General features: G+C 30.8%; 10 protein-coding genes and 4 tRNA genes. 11 read left to right on the top strand and 3 right to left on the bottom strand.

What is annotated here, in order from left to right; all coding sequences use genetic code 11:
- The first annotated feature begins 2 nt into the window (after positions 1-2).
- Positions 3-515 carry a DUF4442 domain-containing protein gene (locus tag RRF68_RS05560; protein ID WP_315945257.1) on the top strand — a complete coding sequence of 171 codons (513 nt, stop codon included), beginning with the start codon at positions 3-5 and terminating at the stop codon, positions 513-515.
- Positions 478-2,106: an ABC transporter substrate-binding protein gene (locus RRF68_RS05555; protein ID WP_370624097.1), complete on the top strand. Its 1,629-nt coding sequence runs from the start codon at positions 478-480 to the stop codon at positions 2,104-2,106. Before RRF68_RS05560 ends, RRF68_RS05555 begins: the two co-directional genes overlap by 38 nt.
- Before the next feature lie 70 nt (positions 2,107-2,176).
- Here the strand turns inward: RRF68_RS05555 and RRF68_RS05550 are convergent, their stop codons facing one another.
- Positions 2,177-3,316, bottom strand: a complete 1,140-nt coding sequence (locus tag RRF68_RS05550; RefSeq protein WP_218771131.1) for a geranylgeranyl reductase family protein — start codon at positions 3,314-3,316, stop codon at positions 2,177-2,179.
- Between the two features lie 155 nt (positions 3,317-3,471).
- On the opposite strand from RRF68_RS05550, the gene RRF68_RS05545 reads away from it, so the two are divergent.
- Positions 3,472-5,976 carry a M14 family metallopeptidase gene (locus tag RRF68_RS05545; RefSeq protein WP_315945256.1) on the top strand — a complete coding sequence of 835 codons (2,505 nt, stop codon included), beginning with the start codon at positions 3,472-3,474 and terminating at the stop codon, positions 5,974-5,976.
- Positions 5,977-6,047: 71 nt separating this feature from the next.
- Here the strand turns inward: RRF68_RS05545 and RRF68_RS05540 are convergent, their stop codons facing one another.
- Positions 6,048-8,822 carry a T9SS type B sorting domain-containing protein gene (locus RRF68_RS05540; RefSeq protein WP_218771129.1) on the bottom strand — a complete coding sequence of 925 codons (2,775 nt, stop codon included), beginning with the start codon at positions 8,820-8,822 and terminating at the stop codon, positions 6,048-6,050.
- 134 nt (positions 8,823-8,956) lie between these two features.
- Between RRF68_RS05540 and RRF68_RS05535 the strand changes: the two genes are divergently transcribed.
- Positions 8,957-9,112 carry a YqaE/Pmp3 family membrane protein gene (locus RRF68_RS05535; RefSeq protein WP_218771128.1) on the top strand — a complete coding sequence of 52 codons (156 nt, stop codon included), beginning with the start codon at positions 8,957-8,959 and terminating at the stop codon, positions 9,110-9,112.
- Between the two features lie 261 nt (positions 9,113-9,373).
- On the opposite strand, the gene pafA is transcribed toward RRF68_RS05535, so the two are convergent.
- Entirely contained in the window at positions 9,374-11,020 is a 1,647-nt protein-coding gene (gene pafA, locus RRF68_RS05530; protein ID WP_218771127.1) for an alkaline phosphatase PafA, read from the bottom strand.
- A gap of 116 nt (positions 11,021-11,136) precedes the next feature.
- Between pafA and RRF68_RS05525 the strand changes: the two genes are divergently transcribed.
- The 7 genes from RRF68_RS05525 to RRF68_RS05495 all read left to right on the top strand — a co-directional run bounded on the left by RRF68_RS05525 (position 11,137) and on the right by RRF68_RS05495 (position 16,193).
- Entirely contained in the window at positions 11,137-11,877 is a 741-nt protein-coding gene (locus RRF68_RS05525) for an MlaE family ABC transporter permease (RefSeq protein ID WP_218771126.1), read from the top strand.
- Positions 11,877-12,641, top strand: a complete 765-nt coding sequence (locus tag RRF68_RS05520; protein WP_218771125.1) for an ABC transporter ATP-binding protein — start codon at positions 11,877-11,879, stop codon at positions 12,639-12,641. Before RRF68_RS05525 ends, RRF68_RS05520 begins: the two co-directional genes overlap by 1 nt.
- A gap of 131 nt (positions 12,642-12,772) precedes the next feature.
- Positions 12,773-12,845 (top strand) — tRNA-Lys (locus RRF68_RS05515).
- Between the two features lie 50 nt (positions 12,846-12,895).
- Positions 12,896-12,978: transfer RNA gene (locus RRF68_RS05510), tRNA-Tyr, on the top strand.
- A 492-nt stretch (positions 12,979-13,470) separates the two neighbouring features.
- Positions 13,471-13,543: transfer RNA gene (locus RRF68_RS05505), tRNA-Lys, on the top strand.
- A gap of 50 nt (positions 13,544-13,593) precedes the next feature.
- Positions 13,594-13,676, top strand: a tRNA-Tyr gene (locus RRF68_RS05500).
- A gap of 117 nt (positions 13,677-13,793) precedes the next feature.
- Positions 13,794-16,193 (top strand): TonB-dependent receptor, encoded by a 2,400-nt coding sequence (locus tag RRF68_RS05495; RefSeq protein WP_315945255.1) that lies wholly within the window; start codon positions 13,794-13,796, stop codon positions 16,191-16,193.
- Positions 16,194-16,198: the final 5 nt, after the last annotated feature.

Below are 16,198 nucleotides of genomic sequence, written 5' to 3'. Positions count from 1 at the left end.
AAATGTACGCAACAATATCTAAGGTTTTAAGTACTTTTTTAAAACAAAGTACTATTTTTAAATACGGATTTAATATTTCACCAATGTATCGTAGATCTACAGGTAAAATTATTGAAGTATCTGACGATTTGTATAATGTAAAAGTTAAAATTCCTATTAGTTATAAAAACAAAAACTATGTAGGATCTATTTTCGGAGGAAGTTTATTTTCGGCAACAGACCCTGTTTTTATGATTCAGCTAATGAATATTCTAGGCAACGATTATGTAGTTTGGGATAAAAGTGCCAATATTAAGTTTAAAAGACCTGCAAAATCAAATTCGTATGCTGATTTTATTTTTTCTGAAGAGGAGGTTCAGCAAATAAAAGAACGACTAAAAGATGCGCAAGAAATAGATTTACAAAAAGATATTAAAATAACAAATAAAGATGCTTCAACGATATATGCTGAAGTTTCTAAAATCATATACATTGCAGATAAATCATATTATAAAAATAAAAGGAAGAACAAGTAAGTTTTTTGTTTTAGTACTTCTTTTTATCGGTTTTTATTCTTGTGCTAAAGAGACTAGTTCTTTTTCTGAAACTCAGGTTTTTCGTTATAATGAACATTCGAATATTACTTCGCTGGATCCTGCTTTTGCAAAAGATCAACGAAATATTTGGGCGGTAAATCAGTTATTTAATGGTTTGGTGCAGTTAGATGATAGTTTACATGTACAACCCGACATCGCTAAAAATTGGACGCTTTCTGAAGACGGAAAAAAATATAAGTTCAACCTACGAAAAGATGTGAATTTTCATAAACACTCATTGTTCGGAAAAGATTCAACGAGAAATGTTACTGCCAATGATTTTGAATATTCATTTAGTAGGTTATTAGATAAAAATGTTGCCTCTCCAGGAGGTTGGGTTTTACAAAACGTAGCAAATTTTAAGGCTGAAAACGATTCGCTTTTTACAATCAATTTAAAACAGCCATTTCCACCTTTTTTAGGGTTGTTGGCTATGAAATATTGTTCGGTAGTTCCGAAAGAAGCGGTAACTTATTTTGGCAACTCTTTTAGAGCAAATCCGATTGGTACAGGTCCTTTTAAATTTAAATTATGGGTAGAAAACACAAAATTAGTATTACGTAAAAACAAGATGTTTTATGAAAAAGATATAACAGGGAATTCATTGCCTTATTTAGAAGCTGTTGCAATTACTTTTTTACCTGATAAGCAGAGTGAATTTTTACAATTTATACAAGGAAATCTCGACTTTATGAAAAGTCTTGACGCTTCTTATAAAGATGATATTTTAAATACAGACGGAACTTTAAAAGAGAAATATGTAAGTGAGATTAAGATGGAAACAGGCGCATATTTGAACACTGAATATTTAGGGATTTATTTAGATGGTGAAAATGAAGAACCAACAAAATCAAAATTAATAAGGCAAGCTATAAATTATGGATTTGATCGTGTAAAAATGATTAAATTCTTGCGAAACGGAATTGGTACACCTGCCACAAGTGGATTTATACCAAAAGGATTGCCGTCGTTTAATAACCAAAAAGGATATTCTTATCAGCCAGAAAAAGCGGCTGCGTTGGTTTCTGAATACATAAAGGTGACAGGAAATATAAATCCAGAAATTACGATTACTACGAATGGTAATTATTTAGACTTATGTGAATTTATTCAGCGTGAATTACAAAATATAGGCTTGCAAACTAAAGTAGATGTAATTCCGCCTTCAACCTTACGACAAGGAAAGTCAAGTGGAAAACTACCTGTTTTTAGAGCAAGTTGGATTGCTGATTATCCAGACGCAGAAAACTACGTATCGTTATTTTATAGTAAAAATTTTACGCCCAACGGACCAAATTACACGCATTTTAAGAATGAGAAATTTGATAATTTGTATGAGAAATCAATAAAGGAAATCGATGTTAAAAAGCGTTACAAATTGTATCAACAAATGGATAGTATTATTATAGAAGAAGCTCCGATTGTTCCGTTATATTATGATGAAGTAATTCGTTTTAGTCAAAAAAATATTCAAGGATTGGGTATAAATCCGGTTGATTTACTAAATTTAAAAAGAGTACGTAAAGAGTAAAATCAGTTATAAAATGAAAAGACACCGTTTATATAATCTAAACGGTGTCTTTTTTTCTATAAATCTTCGATTAAGAAACCAACGATTTTATTTTGTTTTTTATAGTCTGTTTAATGTCTTTTGGGTAAGAGCGTTTTCCATGAAAAACGTCTGCCATTGCTTCGCTAAAACGTTGCCCATATTTTTTTAATAAAAGATTACGGATCGTTTTTTGCTCATAAAACCACTTAGAAAGCCATAAACCAGTATTAAGTTCTGGTAGTAGTTTTTCACTTATTTTAGCAAGGTATAATTCCTCTGCAAGTTTCTCATTTAAGTTGCTTTCACTTATTGCTTCAGCAGCTAATTTACCGCTATAAATAGCATTTGAAATACCTTCAGCAGTAACAGGATCTGCAAAACCAGCAGCATCTCCAATTAAAAACACGTTGTTTTTCACAAATCCATCAGTTCTTGGTGCCACAGGAATTTGGAATCCGTGTTGAGATTCATTAATTACATTAGTAATACCAAGTGTTTCCATATACTCTTGGTAAAATTTCTTTAAATTTATTTTTGTTCTTCTTGCAGATGCAACTCCTATTGATAAATGATTTTTCTTAGGGAAACTCCACGCGTAACCGTAAGGTATAGCATCAATATCAAAACGAACTTCGTCTTTTAAGCGATTAAAATCGTCGTCAGAAACCTCTACTTCATATTCTAAAGCGGGTATTAATTTTCGAGTATCTTCTTTCCATCCAGCCATTTTTGCGGTAGGACTTAAAGCACCGTCTGCAGCAATTATAAATTTAGCAGAAAGTTCTCCTTGAGATGTTTCTAAAGTGATTTTATCATCAGAAAAATGTAATTTATTTAACTTATGATTCTCTAATAAAGTAACACCAAGCTCCTTCGCTTTTTCTACGATTAAATGATCGAAAGAATCTCTCATAATCATAGTAACTGTAGGGTCTTCTCTTTGTGTTTTAAAATGTAGTTTTTCACCTAAATATATATCGATCGTGTTAAATTCACGCTCAACAACAGAAGAGATATCAAAAGGTAAATCTTTACGGCCTCTAAAAACAAATCCACCACCACAAGTTTTATAGCGAGGTAATGTTTCTTTCTCTATTATAACAGTTGAAATTCCTTTTTTAGCTAAATGAAAAGCAGTTGAAGCCCCAGAAGGACCACTACCAATAATAGCTACATCAAAATGTTGCATAAGTTGTTTTTTTAAAACGCAATATACGTATTACTTCCAATTTATAAGAAGTGTTAGGAAAGGGTTTTTTAATAGTTGAAAACGAATTATTTGCTATTGGAAAAAAAGCATTTTTAGATTTAATATATTTGTTAGCTTATTAAACAACATAACAAATGAAAAAAGCTTTTTTACTACTATTGATAATGGTATCAATCTCTGTAACTGCACAACAAAAATTAGATTTATCGTATTACCTACCTAATGATGTTTCTTATGCTAAAAATATACCAACACCAAAATCGGTTATAGGTCATGAAGTAGGAGAGTGGCATGTAACACACGATAAGTTGGTAGAATATATGAAAGCTTTGGCAAAGGCTTCTGAAAGAGTTTTTATTGAAGATAGAGGGCAAACCTATGAAGGAAGACCTTTATTATTATTAACAATTACTTCGCCTAAAAATCATGAAAATTTAGAGCAAATTAGAAAGCAACACATAAAAGCGACTGATGATGCTTCGGTAAATGTTTCGAGTCAACCTATAGTGGTTTATCAGGGTTTTTCTATTCATGGAAATGAACCTAGTGGAACAAACTCTGCATTAGCATCGGCTTATTATTTAGCAGCTGCAGAAGGAGCTAAAATTGATGAGTTATTAGAGAATACAATTATATTGTTCGATCCATCTTTGAATCCTGATGGTTTACAGCGTTTTGCATATTGGGTAAATACAAACAAGGCGGACAATATAAACCCTGACCCTAATGATAGAGAATATCATGAAGTTTGGCCTGGCGGAAGAACAAATCACTATTGGTTTGATATGAACCGTGATTGGTTGCCAGTTCAGTTACCTGAAAGTGCTGCAAGAATAGCTTCTTTTCATAAATGGTTACCAAATATTTTAACCGATCATCATGAAATGGGAACCAACTCGAGTTTCTTTTTTCAACCGGGAATTCCGAGTAGAACAAATCCGTTAACGCCGCAGATGAACCAGGATTTAACCAAAGAAATTGCAACCTACCATGCAAAGGCTTTTGATAAAATAGGATCAACGTATTATAGTGAAGAAAGTTTTGATGATTTTTACTACGGAAAAGGCTCAACATTCCCAGATATTAACGGAAGTATCGGTATTTTGTTCGAGCAAGGAAGTTCTCGTGGACATGCACAAGAAAGTGAAAACGGAGTGTTAACTTTTCCGTTTACAATTCGCAATCAATTTACAGCTACTTTATCAACTTTAGAAGCAGCTAAAAATATGCGTGTAAAAATCTTAAAATATCAACAAAGTTTTTATGAGAAATCTCGACATTCAGGAGATAATAAAGCGATTGTTTTTGGAGATGAAAAAGATGCTGTAAAAACCTATCATTTAGCAGCAGTTTTAAAAAAGCATCAAATAAAAATACACGAATTAAAAACTGATTTTACATCAAAAGGAAAAAATTTTAAAAAAGGGTATAGTTATGTTGTACCAATGAATCAGAAGAATAACCGATTGGTAAAAGCAATGTTTGATGTACGAACTACTTTTAAAGATAGTTTATTTTACGATGTTTCTGCATGGACATTCAATCATGCCTTTGGAGTAGATTTTGCTGATAATATTTCTTTATCAAAAGCAGGGGAAGAGATTGTTGATTTAAAGAAAAAAGAAGGAACAATTAAAAATAAAAGTAGTGTTGGGTATTTGTTTTCTTGGAATGAATATGAAACTCCGAAAGCTTTAAATACGATTTTAGAAAAAGGATTGCGTGCAAAAGTGGCTATGAAGCAGTTTAAAAATAATGGAGAATCGTTTGATTATGGAACTATTTTTATTCCAGCTCAAAATCAGAAATTAAACAACTCAGAATTATATGAGTTTTTAAATAAAATTGCGGTTAAGAATCATATTAACCTAAAAGGTGTTGCTACGGGGTTAAATGAGGGAATTGATTTAGGGAGTAGGAACTTCAGAGTAATAAAACCACAAAAAATAGCGATGTTAGTTGGTAGCGGGATGACGAGTTATGATGCTGGTGAAATTTGGCATTTATTAGATCAGCGTTTTGAAATGAAATTAACCAAGTTAGATGTTTCGTATGCTTCAAGAATAAACTTAGATAAGTATACAACGATTGTTGTGCCTAATAGTTATTCGGTTGATAAAAGATTAGAAGACAAGTTAAAAGTTTGGGTACGAAACGGTGGTGTTCTAATAGGATATAGAAATGCAGTTAATTGGTTGTCTAATAAAAAATTCATCGATTTAAAATTTAATAAAACAAAGATAGATACAGTTGAAAATATATCGTTTGAAAATAAATCGTTACAATCAGGTGCACAAGTAATCGGTGGTGCAATTTTTGAAGCAAAAACAGATCGTTCGCATCCTGTAAATTTCGGATACAAGAGTGATAAAATCGCTTTATTTAGAAATACACGTCAGTTTATTCAGGCAGACAAAAAGAGTTATAATAATCCGATACAATATACCGACAGCCCTTTATTGAGTGGTTATGTCTCTAAAGAAAACTTGAATGTATTAAAAAACACGGTTCCGTTTAAAGTTAATAGATTAGGGTCTGGTAAGGTTATTGTTTTTACAGACAATACAAACTTTAGAGCTTTTTGGTTTGGAACAAACAAATTGTTAATGAACGCTATTTTCTTCGGGAAATTAATGTAGATTTTAACAGGTTCTAAAAAAAAGTCTCCTTTATAATTTATAAAGGAGACTTTTTTATGAAGTAGAATTACTTAATATATTAAAGAGAAATGCGATTTAACCTGTTGCTTTATTCCATAATCATTAGTGTAAGTTAATATAAACCAATAGTCGTTTTTAGGCATTCTTATACCGTTATAAAAACCATCCCAGCCTTTAGATCCTTTTGTTAATGTAAATAATGGTTTACCAAACCTGTTAGCTATTTGAACTGTTGGGTTTGTTAGATATTCTATTCCTATGATTTGCCATGTATCGTTAGATCCATCGTTGTTAGGAGTAAAGAATCTTGGGTAATCAATAATAGTTTTACTGATACTTGTTTCACCACAACCGTTCTCATCTAAAACATAAAAAGTATTAAAACCAGCAGGAACATTTTCAAAAACTGGGCTTTCTTGAAAAGGCTCATCATTAAGTCTGTATATGTAATTTCCGCTACCAAGGGCATTTATAGTTATTGTGTGATTGTTAGCAAATAATTCTGAATTTAAAAATAAATCTAATTTATCTGGTTCTCCAGAAGGGATAACTTCAGCTTCTTCGGTAATAGAGCATCCTGTAGTTATTGTAGTTGCTTTTACTTTATATGTCCCTGCTGTATTAATAAAAATGTTAGGTGTTGTTTCAGGTAATAAAACATCATTTAAATACCATTGAAAAGTATATAAACTATCATCTAGGTTTGTGTCAATTTCGGGCGTTATAAAGTTGTCATCTGTAGTTTTACATAAAAAAAGATCTTCTATTTCAAAATTAGCAGGAGTATTTATAAGTATTATAAAAGGTTCTATCTCATAACAACCTGTTGTATTGTTTTTAATTTTAGCAAATAAAGAATAAGTAGGTATACCAGTAGTGTTATAATTGTTTTTATCAAGATCTATACTATTATTTGCATTATCTATAGAAGAATGATAAGATACTGAAAATTCAGAAGAGCTTAAAACACCTAATGCAATATTGTCAACTACGCTAAGTTGAATATTGGTTATAAAGTCAAAATTAATATCACAAAAAGACTGATCGGGTATGTTTGTTGTAGTAAAAGGAGTTGTACCATTTAAAACAATAATATCACTTGGAGTTCTAGAGCAACTTGAAGAGATATATTCTAAACTAAAATCTGAAAAAGTACCATTTGAAAGGTTATTTAGTGCTATTTCACCAGCACTATTAGGTGCGTAAATTGTTTCAGGAGCAGCTGTTCCGTTTACTTTGTAGTTAATTACTGTTTGCTCACCATCTGTTAGTCCAGAAATAATAATAGTACCATCATCTCCATTACAGTTTGTAGGGTTTACGCTGCTAAATACGGGGTTTAAGGGTGTTGGAGGGCTTAATGTGTGAGTTGAACTAAGTTGTGTAACGCAACTCTTATAAGTAATTTTAAAGTCAGAATAATCGCCTTCTATTAAATTAATAATCTCAATTTCACCTAAACTATTTGTAGTAAAGGTTGCATCAGGGATTAATATTCCATTTTTAATATAGCTAATAATGTAATTTTCATTAGCATTTAAATCGGTTAAAATTATACTTCCATCGTTTCCATCACATTTCGTAGGGTTTTTAGTTAAAAATGTAGGATTTAACGGAGCAGGTGGATTTAGGGAGTAGGTTGTGTCTAATTTAGAAGTACAGGTTGTGTCTCCTATTTTAAAGTCAGAATAATCACCCACTATTAAGTTAGCTATTTCAATATTTCCTAAATTATCAGTTGTATATGTTTTTTCTGGAATTGGAGTTCCGTTTTGACTATAGCTAATTGTATAATCTTCATTAGCGTTTAAACCAGATAAAAGTAAACTCCCATCATTTCCGTTACATTCTGTGGGATTAGATGTAGATATGTTTACAATTATAGGAACAAATGTTTTATCTACTTCTTTTAAGAAATAGTAGTAAACAAAATTTTTAGTTTCTTTTGGAGCAATATTTCCTATATTAAAAGAGATAGACATGGCAATGTCATCGAAAGTTGTTGCCCCAATAGTATTTGTTACAGTTGTACCATTCCAAATATTACTAGCACTCCTGTTAGAAAAGCCACCAAAACTAACTTTAGCTCTTTTATCATTTGCATAAAAACTAACAGCAGATCCGTCAGTATCTTCAACACCACCAACAGCATCTTGAGTTGCCATAACAAGTGCTATATCATCACTGGCACTAGGTTGACTTAATATTTCTAAATTAGTCGCGTAAACAGAAGAAAGAGAAACATTATTGTCAGGATCTACATTGTGCATAAAAAAAACATTCTTTTTTATGTCATTTGATGTATTACTGATTGAAGTGATCATTTGAATAAACGTTCCGTTTTCAGTAACACTGTAAGATCTTTTTATTTGCAAACCATCTACAGAACCTTCCCATATAATTTGTGCTAAACTTTCGAAGCAGTCAGATTCTATTTTTTTACTACTAACTATTCCTCCCATAACACCATCAAAGAAGGAAACATTATTGTTATTGTGATTTATACCATCTATTTCAATAGAAAAACCTTCTTCTGCTTCACCAGGGGTAAAGAAGTCGCCATCATAATCTACCCAATTATCTTTCTTAGGATTTGCTATAAAACCAAATAATAAATTACTAAATTCTCTGTTTTCATGAAATGATGTAGGTTTGTTATTCTTTTTAGTACCAAAAACACCTTTTTCATTAATACCTATTTCAACATAATTACCTTTAACCCAACCTTGGTTTTCGATTAAATGGGCTTCTAATTGAGCAAATAAATTTAAAGAAGATAAAAGAAGTAAAGTGTAAATTAACTTTAGGGGTGATAAATTTTTCAAAGCTTTTTTTTACAAATATAAACTGTTGAATAATCACAGACAATGCTTAATTAGAAATATTTTGTATTATAATATTTGTAACAATTTTTAAGAACAGTAGTCTTTATTATATATTAAATTAACTAAAAATTAAAATGAGTTTATTAAGAGTTTTATTGGCTGTTTTTTTTCCGCCATTAGCAGTAATAGGAAAAGGCTGTGGTTCAATTATAATAGTATTTCTACTAACTTTATGCGGTTGGGTACCAGGTGTTATTGCAGCACTTATAATATTAAATAATCCAAAATAAATAAAAATGTGACTTTTTGTGAAATTATGTTTTTAACTAATTAGAAAACAAATTTATAACAATATGATTTACATTTTTATTATACTACTTACTGTCATTTTTTATAATTATATAATTAAATCAAATAATAGAAAAATGAGTAAGATATACTGTAAGGTTAAGAATAAAAAAAATAGTTAAATAAATACATATATCTACCTCTTCTGTGTTATAGTTCTATATCCTATTTAAATTAAAAAAAGCGCTCTATGAGCGCTTTTTTTAATTTAAAACTTCTTCTATAATTTTACCTGTTGAACCGTTGGGAAATTCAATTTGTAATAGGTTAGAGATTGTAGGAGCAATATCTATAATTTCATATTTCTTTTTAGAAGCACCTTGTTTAATTCCGTTACCATAAAAAATAATAGGTATGTGAGTATCATAAGAATATCCTGAACCATGTGAGGTTCCACCATCTTTGTAATAAGTACTTAGTGTAGACGGATTAGGAATTAATAAAATATCTCCCGAAAATTTTTGATTATAACCGTTTTGTAATGAGTTTAAAATTCCAGAAGTAAAAGAAGTAGTTTGTAAAGTTCTTGCAGTTACTGATTTATATATCCCTTTGTAATTAATTACTTGATCAGTAATTCTCTGAACTACTTCATTAGCGTTAAGCTTTAATTCTTCAATTTTTTCTTTATCTAAGAAAATTTGAAAGTTAGAAATATTTTCTACTAATTCATCAGACTTAAAATATTTCAAAGTAATATTGTTTACATACTCTTTAAATTTTTTGTAGCTAAAATAGTTGGCAGGAATTTTAACCGATTTTAAAAACTTAGGAACTTGAACAGCTGCGTGATCTGCAGTTAAAAATAAGGTGTAATTACCTTCGCCAACTTGTGTATCTAAAAACTGAAAAAAGTTAGCCAAGTCTTTATCTAAACGTAAATAAGTATCTTCAACTTCTTTGGATGCAACACCAAATTGATGACCAACATAATCAGTAGAAGAGTAACTAACGGCTAAAAAATCAGTGTAATCCGATTTGCCTAAATTCTCTCCTATGATAGCTGCTTTTGCAAAATCGGTAGTCAAAGAGTTTCCAGCAGGAATTGCTTTTATAATACTATAATTATTGTTTTTATCTTTTAATTTTGGAATATCGTGAGGGAAAACTGGTTTTTCTTCTCCTTTAAAAGACATTTCAAAGTTATTATCGTCAGCAATACTTTCCGTATAAGTATTAATATCATAAAGAGTTTCCCAGGGTTGTGCTAGGTAATTATCAACAATTTTAGAGTTATTAAACTTTCGCACCCAATTAGGTAATTTATTTAGGTAGTATGACGAAGTTATCCAATCGCCTTTGCTACCTCCATCAAACCAATAGGCAGTATTAGCTGTATGACCAGCGGGTAAAATAGCAGAACGATCTTTAATTGCAATACCAATAGTTTTTCCGTTCATGTTTTGTGCCAATCTTAATTGATCTGTAACGGTAGTAGTAAGCATTCTTTGAGGTGATTTTTCACCACCATTACCATCATTTCCAACAGTTTTGTAATTGCTGTCATCAACACAATAAATAGTTTCTTTTAAGTATTTATCATACCAATTGTTACTAATTATGGCGTGATTTACAGGGGTAGTACCTGTGTAAATTGATGCATGCCCAACAGCCGTATAAGTAGGTATGTAGTTATAGTGAGCGTTTTCGAGTGAAAAACCACCATTTAATAAACGATTAAAGCCATCTTTACCATATTTACTAGCAAAACGAGTAAGATAATCATAGCGCATCTGATCGATAACAATACCTATAACTAGTTTCGGTTTTTTAGGGTCCTTTTTTTTAATAGGGGTAAAACTATATAAACCAAACAAGGCAATGGCAGCTAAAGTTATTAATTTTTTCATTTTGATTTTTAAAAATTATAAAATCAAAGGTAAGTAAATGCGTACTAAAATAGATAATAAAGCAAAGAGTTAATGGTTTTTTAATACTTTAGCAAAAAGAAAAATAGATTAGTTTAATGAACTACATTGAGCATATAGGTAAGTATTTTGGAATGCTAAAACAAGTATTTACAAAACCACAGAGAGCACGTGTTTTTAGAGAAGCTTTGTTTAGAGAGATAGATGAATTAGGTCTTAAATCTTTAGGTATTATTGCTTTTATATCTTTTTTTATTGGTGGAGTAATAGCATTGCAGACAGCTTTAAATTTAGAAAGTCCGTTTATACCAAGGTCTTTAATAGGTTTCGCAGCCAAAAGATCTATCATATTAGAATTTGCTCCTACGTTTTGTTCTATTATTTTGGCAGGGAAAGTAGGTTCATATATTACTTCAAGTATCGGAGCAATGCGTGTTACCGAACAAATTGATGCCTTAGAAGTAATGGGGATTAATTCATTAAATTATTTAGTATTGCCTAAAATAATAGCTACGGTATTCTTTTACCCTTTTTTAATAGTTCTTGGAATGTTCTTAGGAATTTTCGGAGGATGGTTAGCAGGTGTGCTATCAGGATTGTTTTCTGGAGTAGATTATATAGCAGGTGTACAGATGGATTTCAATCCGTTTTTACTAACCTATGCAATTATAAAAACATTAATTTTTGCCTTTTTAATAGCTACTGTGCCCTCTTATCATGGGTATTATGTAAAAGGTGGTTCGTTAGAAGTGGGTAAGGCAAGTACGCAATCTGTTGTTTGGACAACCGTTCTTATTGTTATCGCTAATTATTTATTAACTCAAATGTTGCTAACCTAATGATTGAAGTAAATAACTTACATAAAGGGTTTAATGGTGTTGAAATTTTAAAAGGAATTTCAACTTCATTTTCTCCAGGAGAAACAAGTTTAATTATAGGACAAAGTGGTTCTGGTAAAACTGTTTTTTTAAAATCATTAATTGGGCTTCACATTCCTGAAAAAGGAAGTATCGTATATGATGGTCGCGTAAATAATGAAATGTCTATAGAAGATAAAAGAGACTTTAGAAAAGAGCTAGGAATGGTTTTTCAAGGAAGTGCACTGTTTGATTCACAAACTGTAGAGGAAAATGTAATGTTTCCTTTAAAAATGTTTACAAAGCAGCCAGAAAGCGAAATGCTAGATAGAGTTAACTTTGTTTTAAAACGAGTGAACTTAGAGAATTCAAATAAAAAATTTCCAGCAGAACTATCAGGAGGAATGCAAAAACGTGTTGCAATAGCACGTGCTATTGTAATGAAACCTAAATATTTGTTTTGTGACGAACCAAATTCAGGTTTAGATCCGCAAACATCAATTGTAATCGATAATTTAATTCAAGAAATTACAGACGAGTATAAAATAACAACGATTATTAATACGCATGATATGAATTCTGTGATGGAAATAGGAGATAAAATTGTTTTTCTTAAAGATGGAATAAAAGCATGGGAAGGCTCTCATAAGGAGATTTTTAAAACGGATAATAAAGCAGTAGTAGATTTTGTATATTCATCTAATCTGTTCAAAAAAGTACGTCAAGCATATTTATCAGAAAAATAATTTTAGTGTTAAATTATTGTAAAACAAAGAACTAAAATAAATATTGATAAATCGGTTATTTTTTTGATAAAAAGGTTTTGTAGAAGTAAAAAAGGACTGTATATTTGCACCCGCTAAGGAGAAAAATAAATGACCTGGTAGCTCAGTTGGTAGAGCATCTCCCTTTTAAGGAGAGGGTCCTGGGTTCGAGCCCCAGCCCGGTCACAAAAAGCTTTTCTTATTTAAGAAAAGCTTTTATTTTTTTCTAAAGCTTTGGGGAGATACCAAAGCGGCCAACTGGGACGGACTGTAACTCCGTTGTCTTACGACTTCGCAGGTTCGAATCCTGCTCTCCCCACAAAAACCTCAATCTATTTAGATTGAGGTTTTTTATTGTTCGTATTTTGTTTACTTACAGGTGTTTATCAAGTTTTTATTCAGTGTTATGTCAAAAAAAGGCCATTTACACATAATCGAATACCATTTATACATTAGTTGTTTAGCAGAGTATTGTTTCTATGTATATTTATAGTATAATACACAAGGGTTTATTATTGATGAATTGGGGGATTAATCAATAATAGCATAAAACAAAAAAGCATTACTAAAATTTTAGTAATGCTTTTTTGTTTTATGCCGTATTTGGATGATGTAGAAATAAGTTTTAAAGTCGTAGCTTAATCATATGCAAACTTAAAAATTGTTTTTTTATAAAATATTATTTCATCTAATATTCAGATAATCAGTCTTGTTTAATTTTTAGTTTTATTTAAGTAGTTTTTTTTGATAAAAAAGTTTGTAGATGTGAAAAAGGAGTGTATATTTGCACCCGCTAAGGAGAAAAATAAATGACCTGGTAGCTCAGTTGGTAGAGCATCTCCCTTTTAAGGAGAGGGTCCTGGGTTCGAGCCCCAGCCCGGTCACAAAAAGCTTTTCTTAAATAAGAAAAGCTTTTATTTTTTTCTAAAGCTTTGGGGAGATACCAAAGCGGCCAACTGGGACGGACTGTAACTCCGTTGTCTTACGACTTCGCAGGTTCGAATCCTGCTCTCCCCACAAAAACCTCAATCTTTTTAGATTGAGGTTTTTTACCTTTAAAATGTATTTTGTTTATCTTTTTTAATTTTTAATTAAACAATATTGTATTTTTGTTAAATCTTAACGATTCCAATTATGAAAAAGCTAGTACTATTTATTTTGTTATTACAGGTATTTGTATCCGCAGGTCAAGGCCAAGGAGTAATTACAGGTAAAGTAATTGACGAAAAAACAAGAGAAGTAATTCCTTTTGTAAACGTATTAATTTATGGAACATCCATTGGAATGGCATCTGATGAGGAAGGTAATTTTAAAATATCTAACGTTCCTTTAGGTTACAATAAATTACAGGTTTCTTTTATTGGCTACGAAACATTAATATCAGACGAGTATTTGGTTACGAATGATAATGCACCCTTTATTATTATCAAATTAAAAGAAAGTAGTACTAACTTAAAGGAGGTAGAAGTTAAGGCTAGCTTGTTTAAAAAATCAATAGAAAGTCCGTTATCATTACAATCTTTGGGGGTTGCTGAGATAGAGAAAAATCCAGGGGGAAATAGAGATGTTTTAAAAGTGATTCAATCATTTCCAGGAGTAGCTTCAAATCCAGGTTTTAGAAATGATATTATAATAAGAGGAGGAGCAACATCAGAAAATAAGTTTTATTTAGATGGAATTGAAGTTCCGGTAATAAATCATTTTCAAACACAAGGAGCTACCGGCGGACCAGTAGGAATCATAAATGCTGATTTAATTCGTAAGGTTGATTTTTATTCAAGTGCTTTTCCTGCAAATAGAGGTAATACATTAAGTTCGGTAATAGAATTTACACAAAAGAAAGGAAACCTTACAGCTCTTAATACAAGAGCAACTTTAGGAACTTCGGATGCTGGTATAACTTTAGATGGTCCTATAGGAGATAAAACTACCTTTATGCTCTCTGTGCGTCAATCTTATCTTCAGTTATTATTTAAGTTAATTAAATTGCCTTTTTTACCAACTTATAATGATTTTCAGTTAAATGTTAATTCGCAATTATCTAAAAATAGTGAGTTATCTATAGTGGCGTTAGGAGCCATTGACGATTTTGAATTAAATACATCAGTTAATGATGGTGAAACAGATGAAGAAACAATAAAAAGTAATAAGGTATTTTTAAATACGGTGCCTGTAAATAGTCAGTGGAACTATACAGTAGGAGCGAGTTATAAGTATTTTGCAGATGATGTTACTCATTTATTTGTTTTAAGCAGAAATGAGCTTAAAAATAAGGCTGTGAAGTATTTTATGAATGAGGAAACACCACAGAACTTATTATTAGATTATGATTCTAAAGAAATAGAAACTAAATTTAGGTACGAGAGTAATTTTAGTACTAAAAATAATTATAAAGTTAATATAGGTGCCAATTTAGAAAAAGCGACTTACATTAACAATACCTATAGAAAAGTAGCTAATTCAGATGGTGTTTTTGAGGATATATTTAATTCAGAAATTGATTTTATAAAGTATGGTGTGTTTGGTCAGGTTTCTAAAGAATATTTAAATAATAAACTAGGAGTTTCTTTTGGATTTAGATTAGATGGAGTTGATTATAATAGTGAAATGAAAAATCTTTTAAATCAATTTTCACCAAGACTTTCTTTAAGTTATAGCTTTAATGATAAGTTGTCTTTAAATTCATCACTAGGTCGTTATTATCAATTACCATCTTATACTGTTTTAGGTTTTAAAAATAATGTTGGTGAGTTTGCGAATAAAAAAGGTTTGAAATATATACAATCAGATCACTTTGTAAGCGGATTAGCATATAGGCCAAACACGAGTTCTAAAATTACTTTAGAAGGTTTTTATAAAGCGTATAGTAAGTATCCTTTTTCAGTAAGAAATCAAATAAGTTTGGCAAATTTAGGAGCAGATTTTGGTGTAGTAGGTAATGAAGAAGTTGTTTCTAATTCTAAAGGAAGAGCATACGGATTTGAAGTGCTTGCGCAAAAAAAATCATATAATGGTTTGTACGGAATAGCATCTTACACCTTTGTAAGAAGTGAATTTAAAAATACACTAGGTAATTATATTCCGTCTACTTGGGATAATAAACATCTGGTAACGATAACTGCAGGTAAAAAATTAAAAAGAAACTGGGAAATAGGTTCTAAGTTCAGATTAGTTGGAGGTAGGCCTTATACACCTTACGATAGGGATGCTTCTTCATTAAAAGAAAATTACGATGTTGTAAACAGTGGTATTTTAGATTACACAAAGTTAAATGGTCAACGTTTTGATAGTTACACACAGTTAGATGTTCGGGTAGATAAAACATGGTTCTTAAAAAAAGCTGCTATTAATTTATATGTTGATATTCAGAATATTTATGCAAGTAGCTCAAATCAGCAACCGTATTTATTGCCAATAGAAGATGAAAACGGTAGGGTTTCAGATCCTAGTGATAATTCGAGGTATGTGTTAGAAGAAATTGAAAACACCTCAGGAAGAGCTTTGCCAAGAATAGGCGTAATTGTAGATTTTTAGCAGGT

The organism is Tenacibaculum sp. HL-MS23 (genome assembly GCF_032463465.1).
Lineage (GTDB): Bacteria > Bacteroidota > Bacteroidia > Flavobacteriales > Flavobacteriaceae > Polaribacter > Polaribacter bernardetii.
This window is presented reverse-complemented; position numbering and strand designations above follow the sequence as displayed.

Bases quoted from the DNA above. Each gene is read 5' to 3' on its own strand.
- RRF68_RS05560 (WP_315945257.1), top strand. From the start codon at position 3: ATGTACGCAACAATATCTAAGGTTTTAAGTACTTTTTTAAAACAAAGT.
- RRF68_RS05550 (WP_218771131.1), bottom strand. From the start codon at position 3,316: ATGCAACATTTTGATGTAGCTATTATTGGTAGTGGTCCTTCTGGGGCT.
- RRF68_RS05545 (WP_315945256.1), top strand. From the start codon at position 3,472: ATGAAAAAAGCTTTTTTACTACTATTGATAATGGTATCAATCTCTGTA.
- RRF68_RS05535 (WP_218771128.1), top strand. From the start codon at position 8,957: ATGAGTTTATTAAGAGTTTTATTGGCTGTTTTTTTTCCGCCATTAGCA.
- pafA (WP_218771127.1), bottom strand. From the start codon at position 11,020: ATGAAAAAATTAATAACTTTAGCTGCCATTGCCTTGTTTGGTTTATAT.
- RRF68_RS05525 (WP_218771126.1), top strand. From the start codon at position 11,137: ATGAACTACATTGAGCATATAGGTAAGTATTTTGGAATGCTAAAACAA.
- RRF68_RS05520 (WP_218771125.1), top strand. From the start codon at position 11,877: ATGATTGAAGTAAATAACTTACATAAAGGGTTTAATGGTGTTGAAATT.
- RRF68_RS05495 (WP_315945255.1), top strand. From the start codon at position 13,794: ATGAAAAAGCTAGTACTATTTATTTTGTTATTACAGGTATTTGTATCC.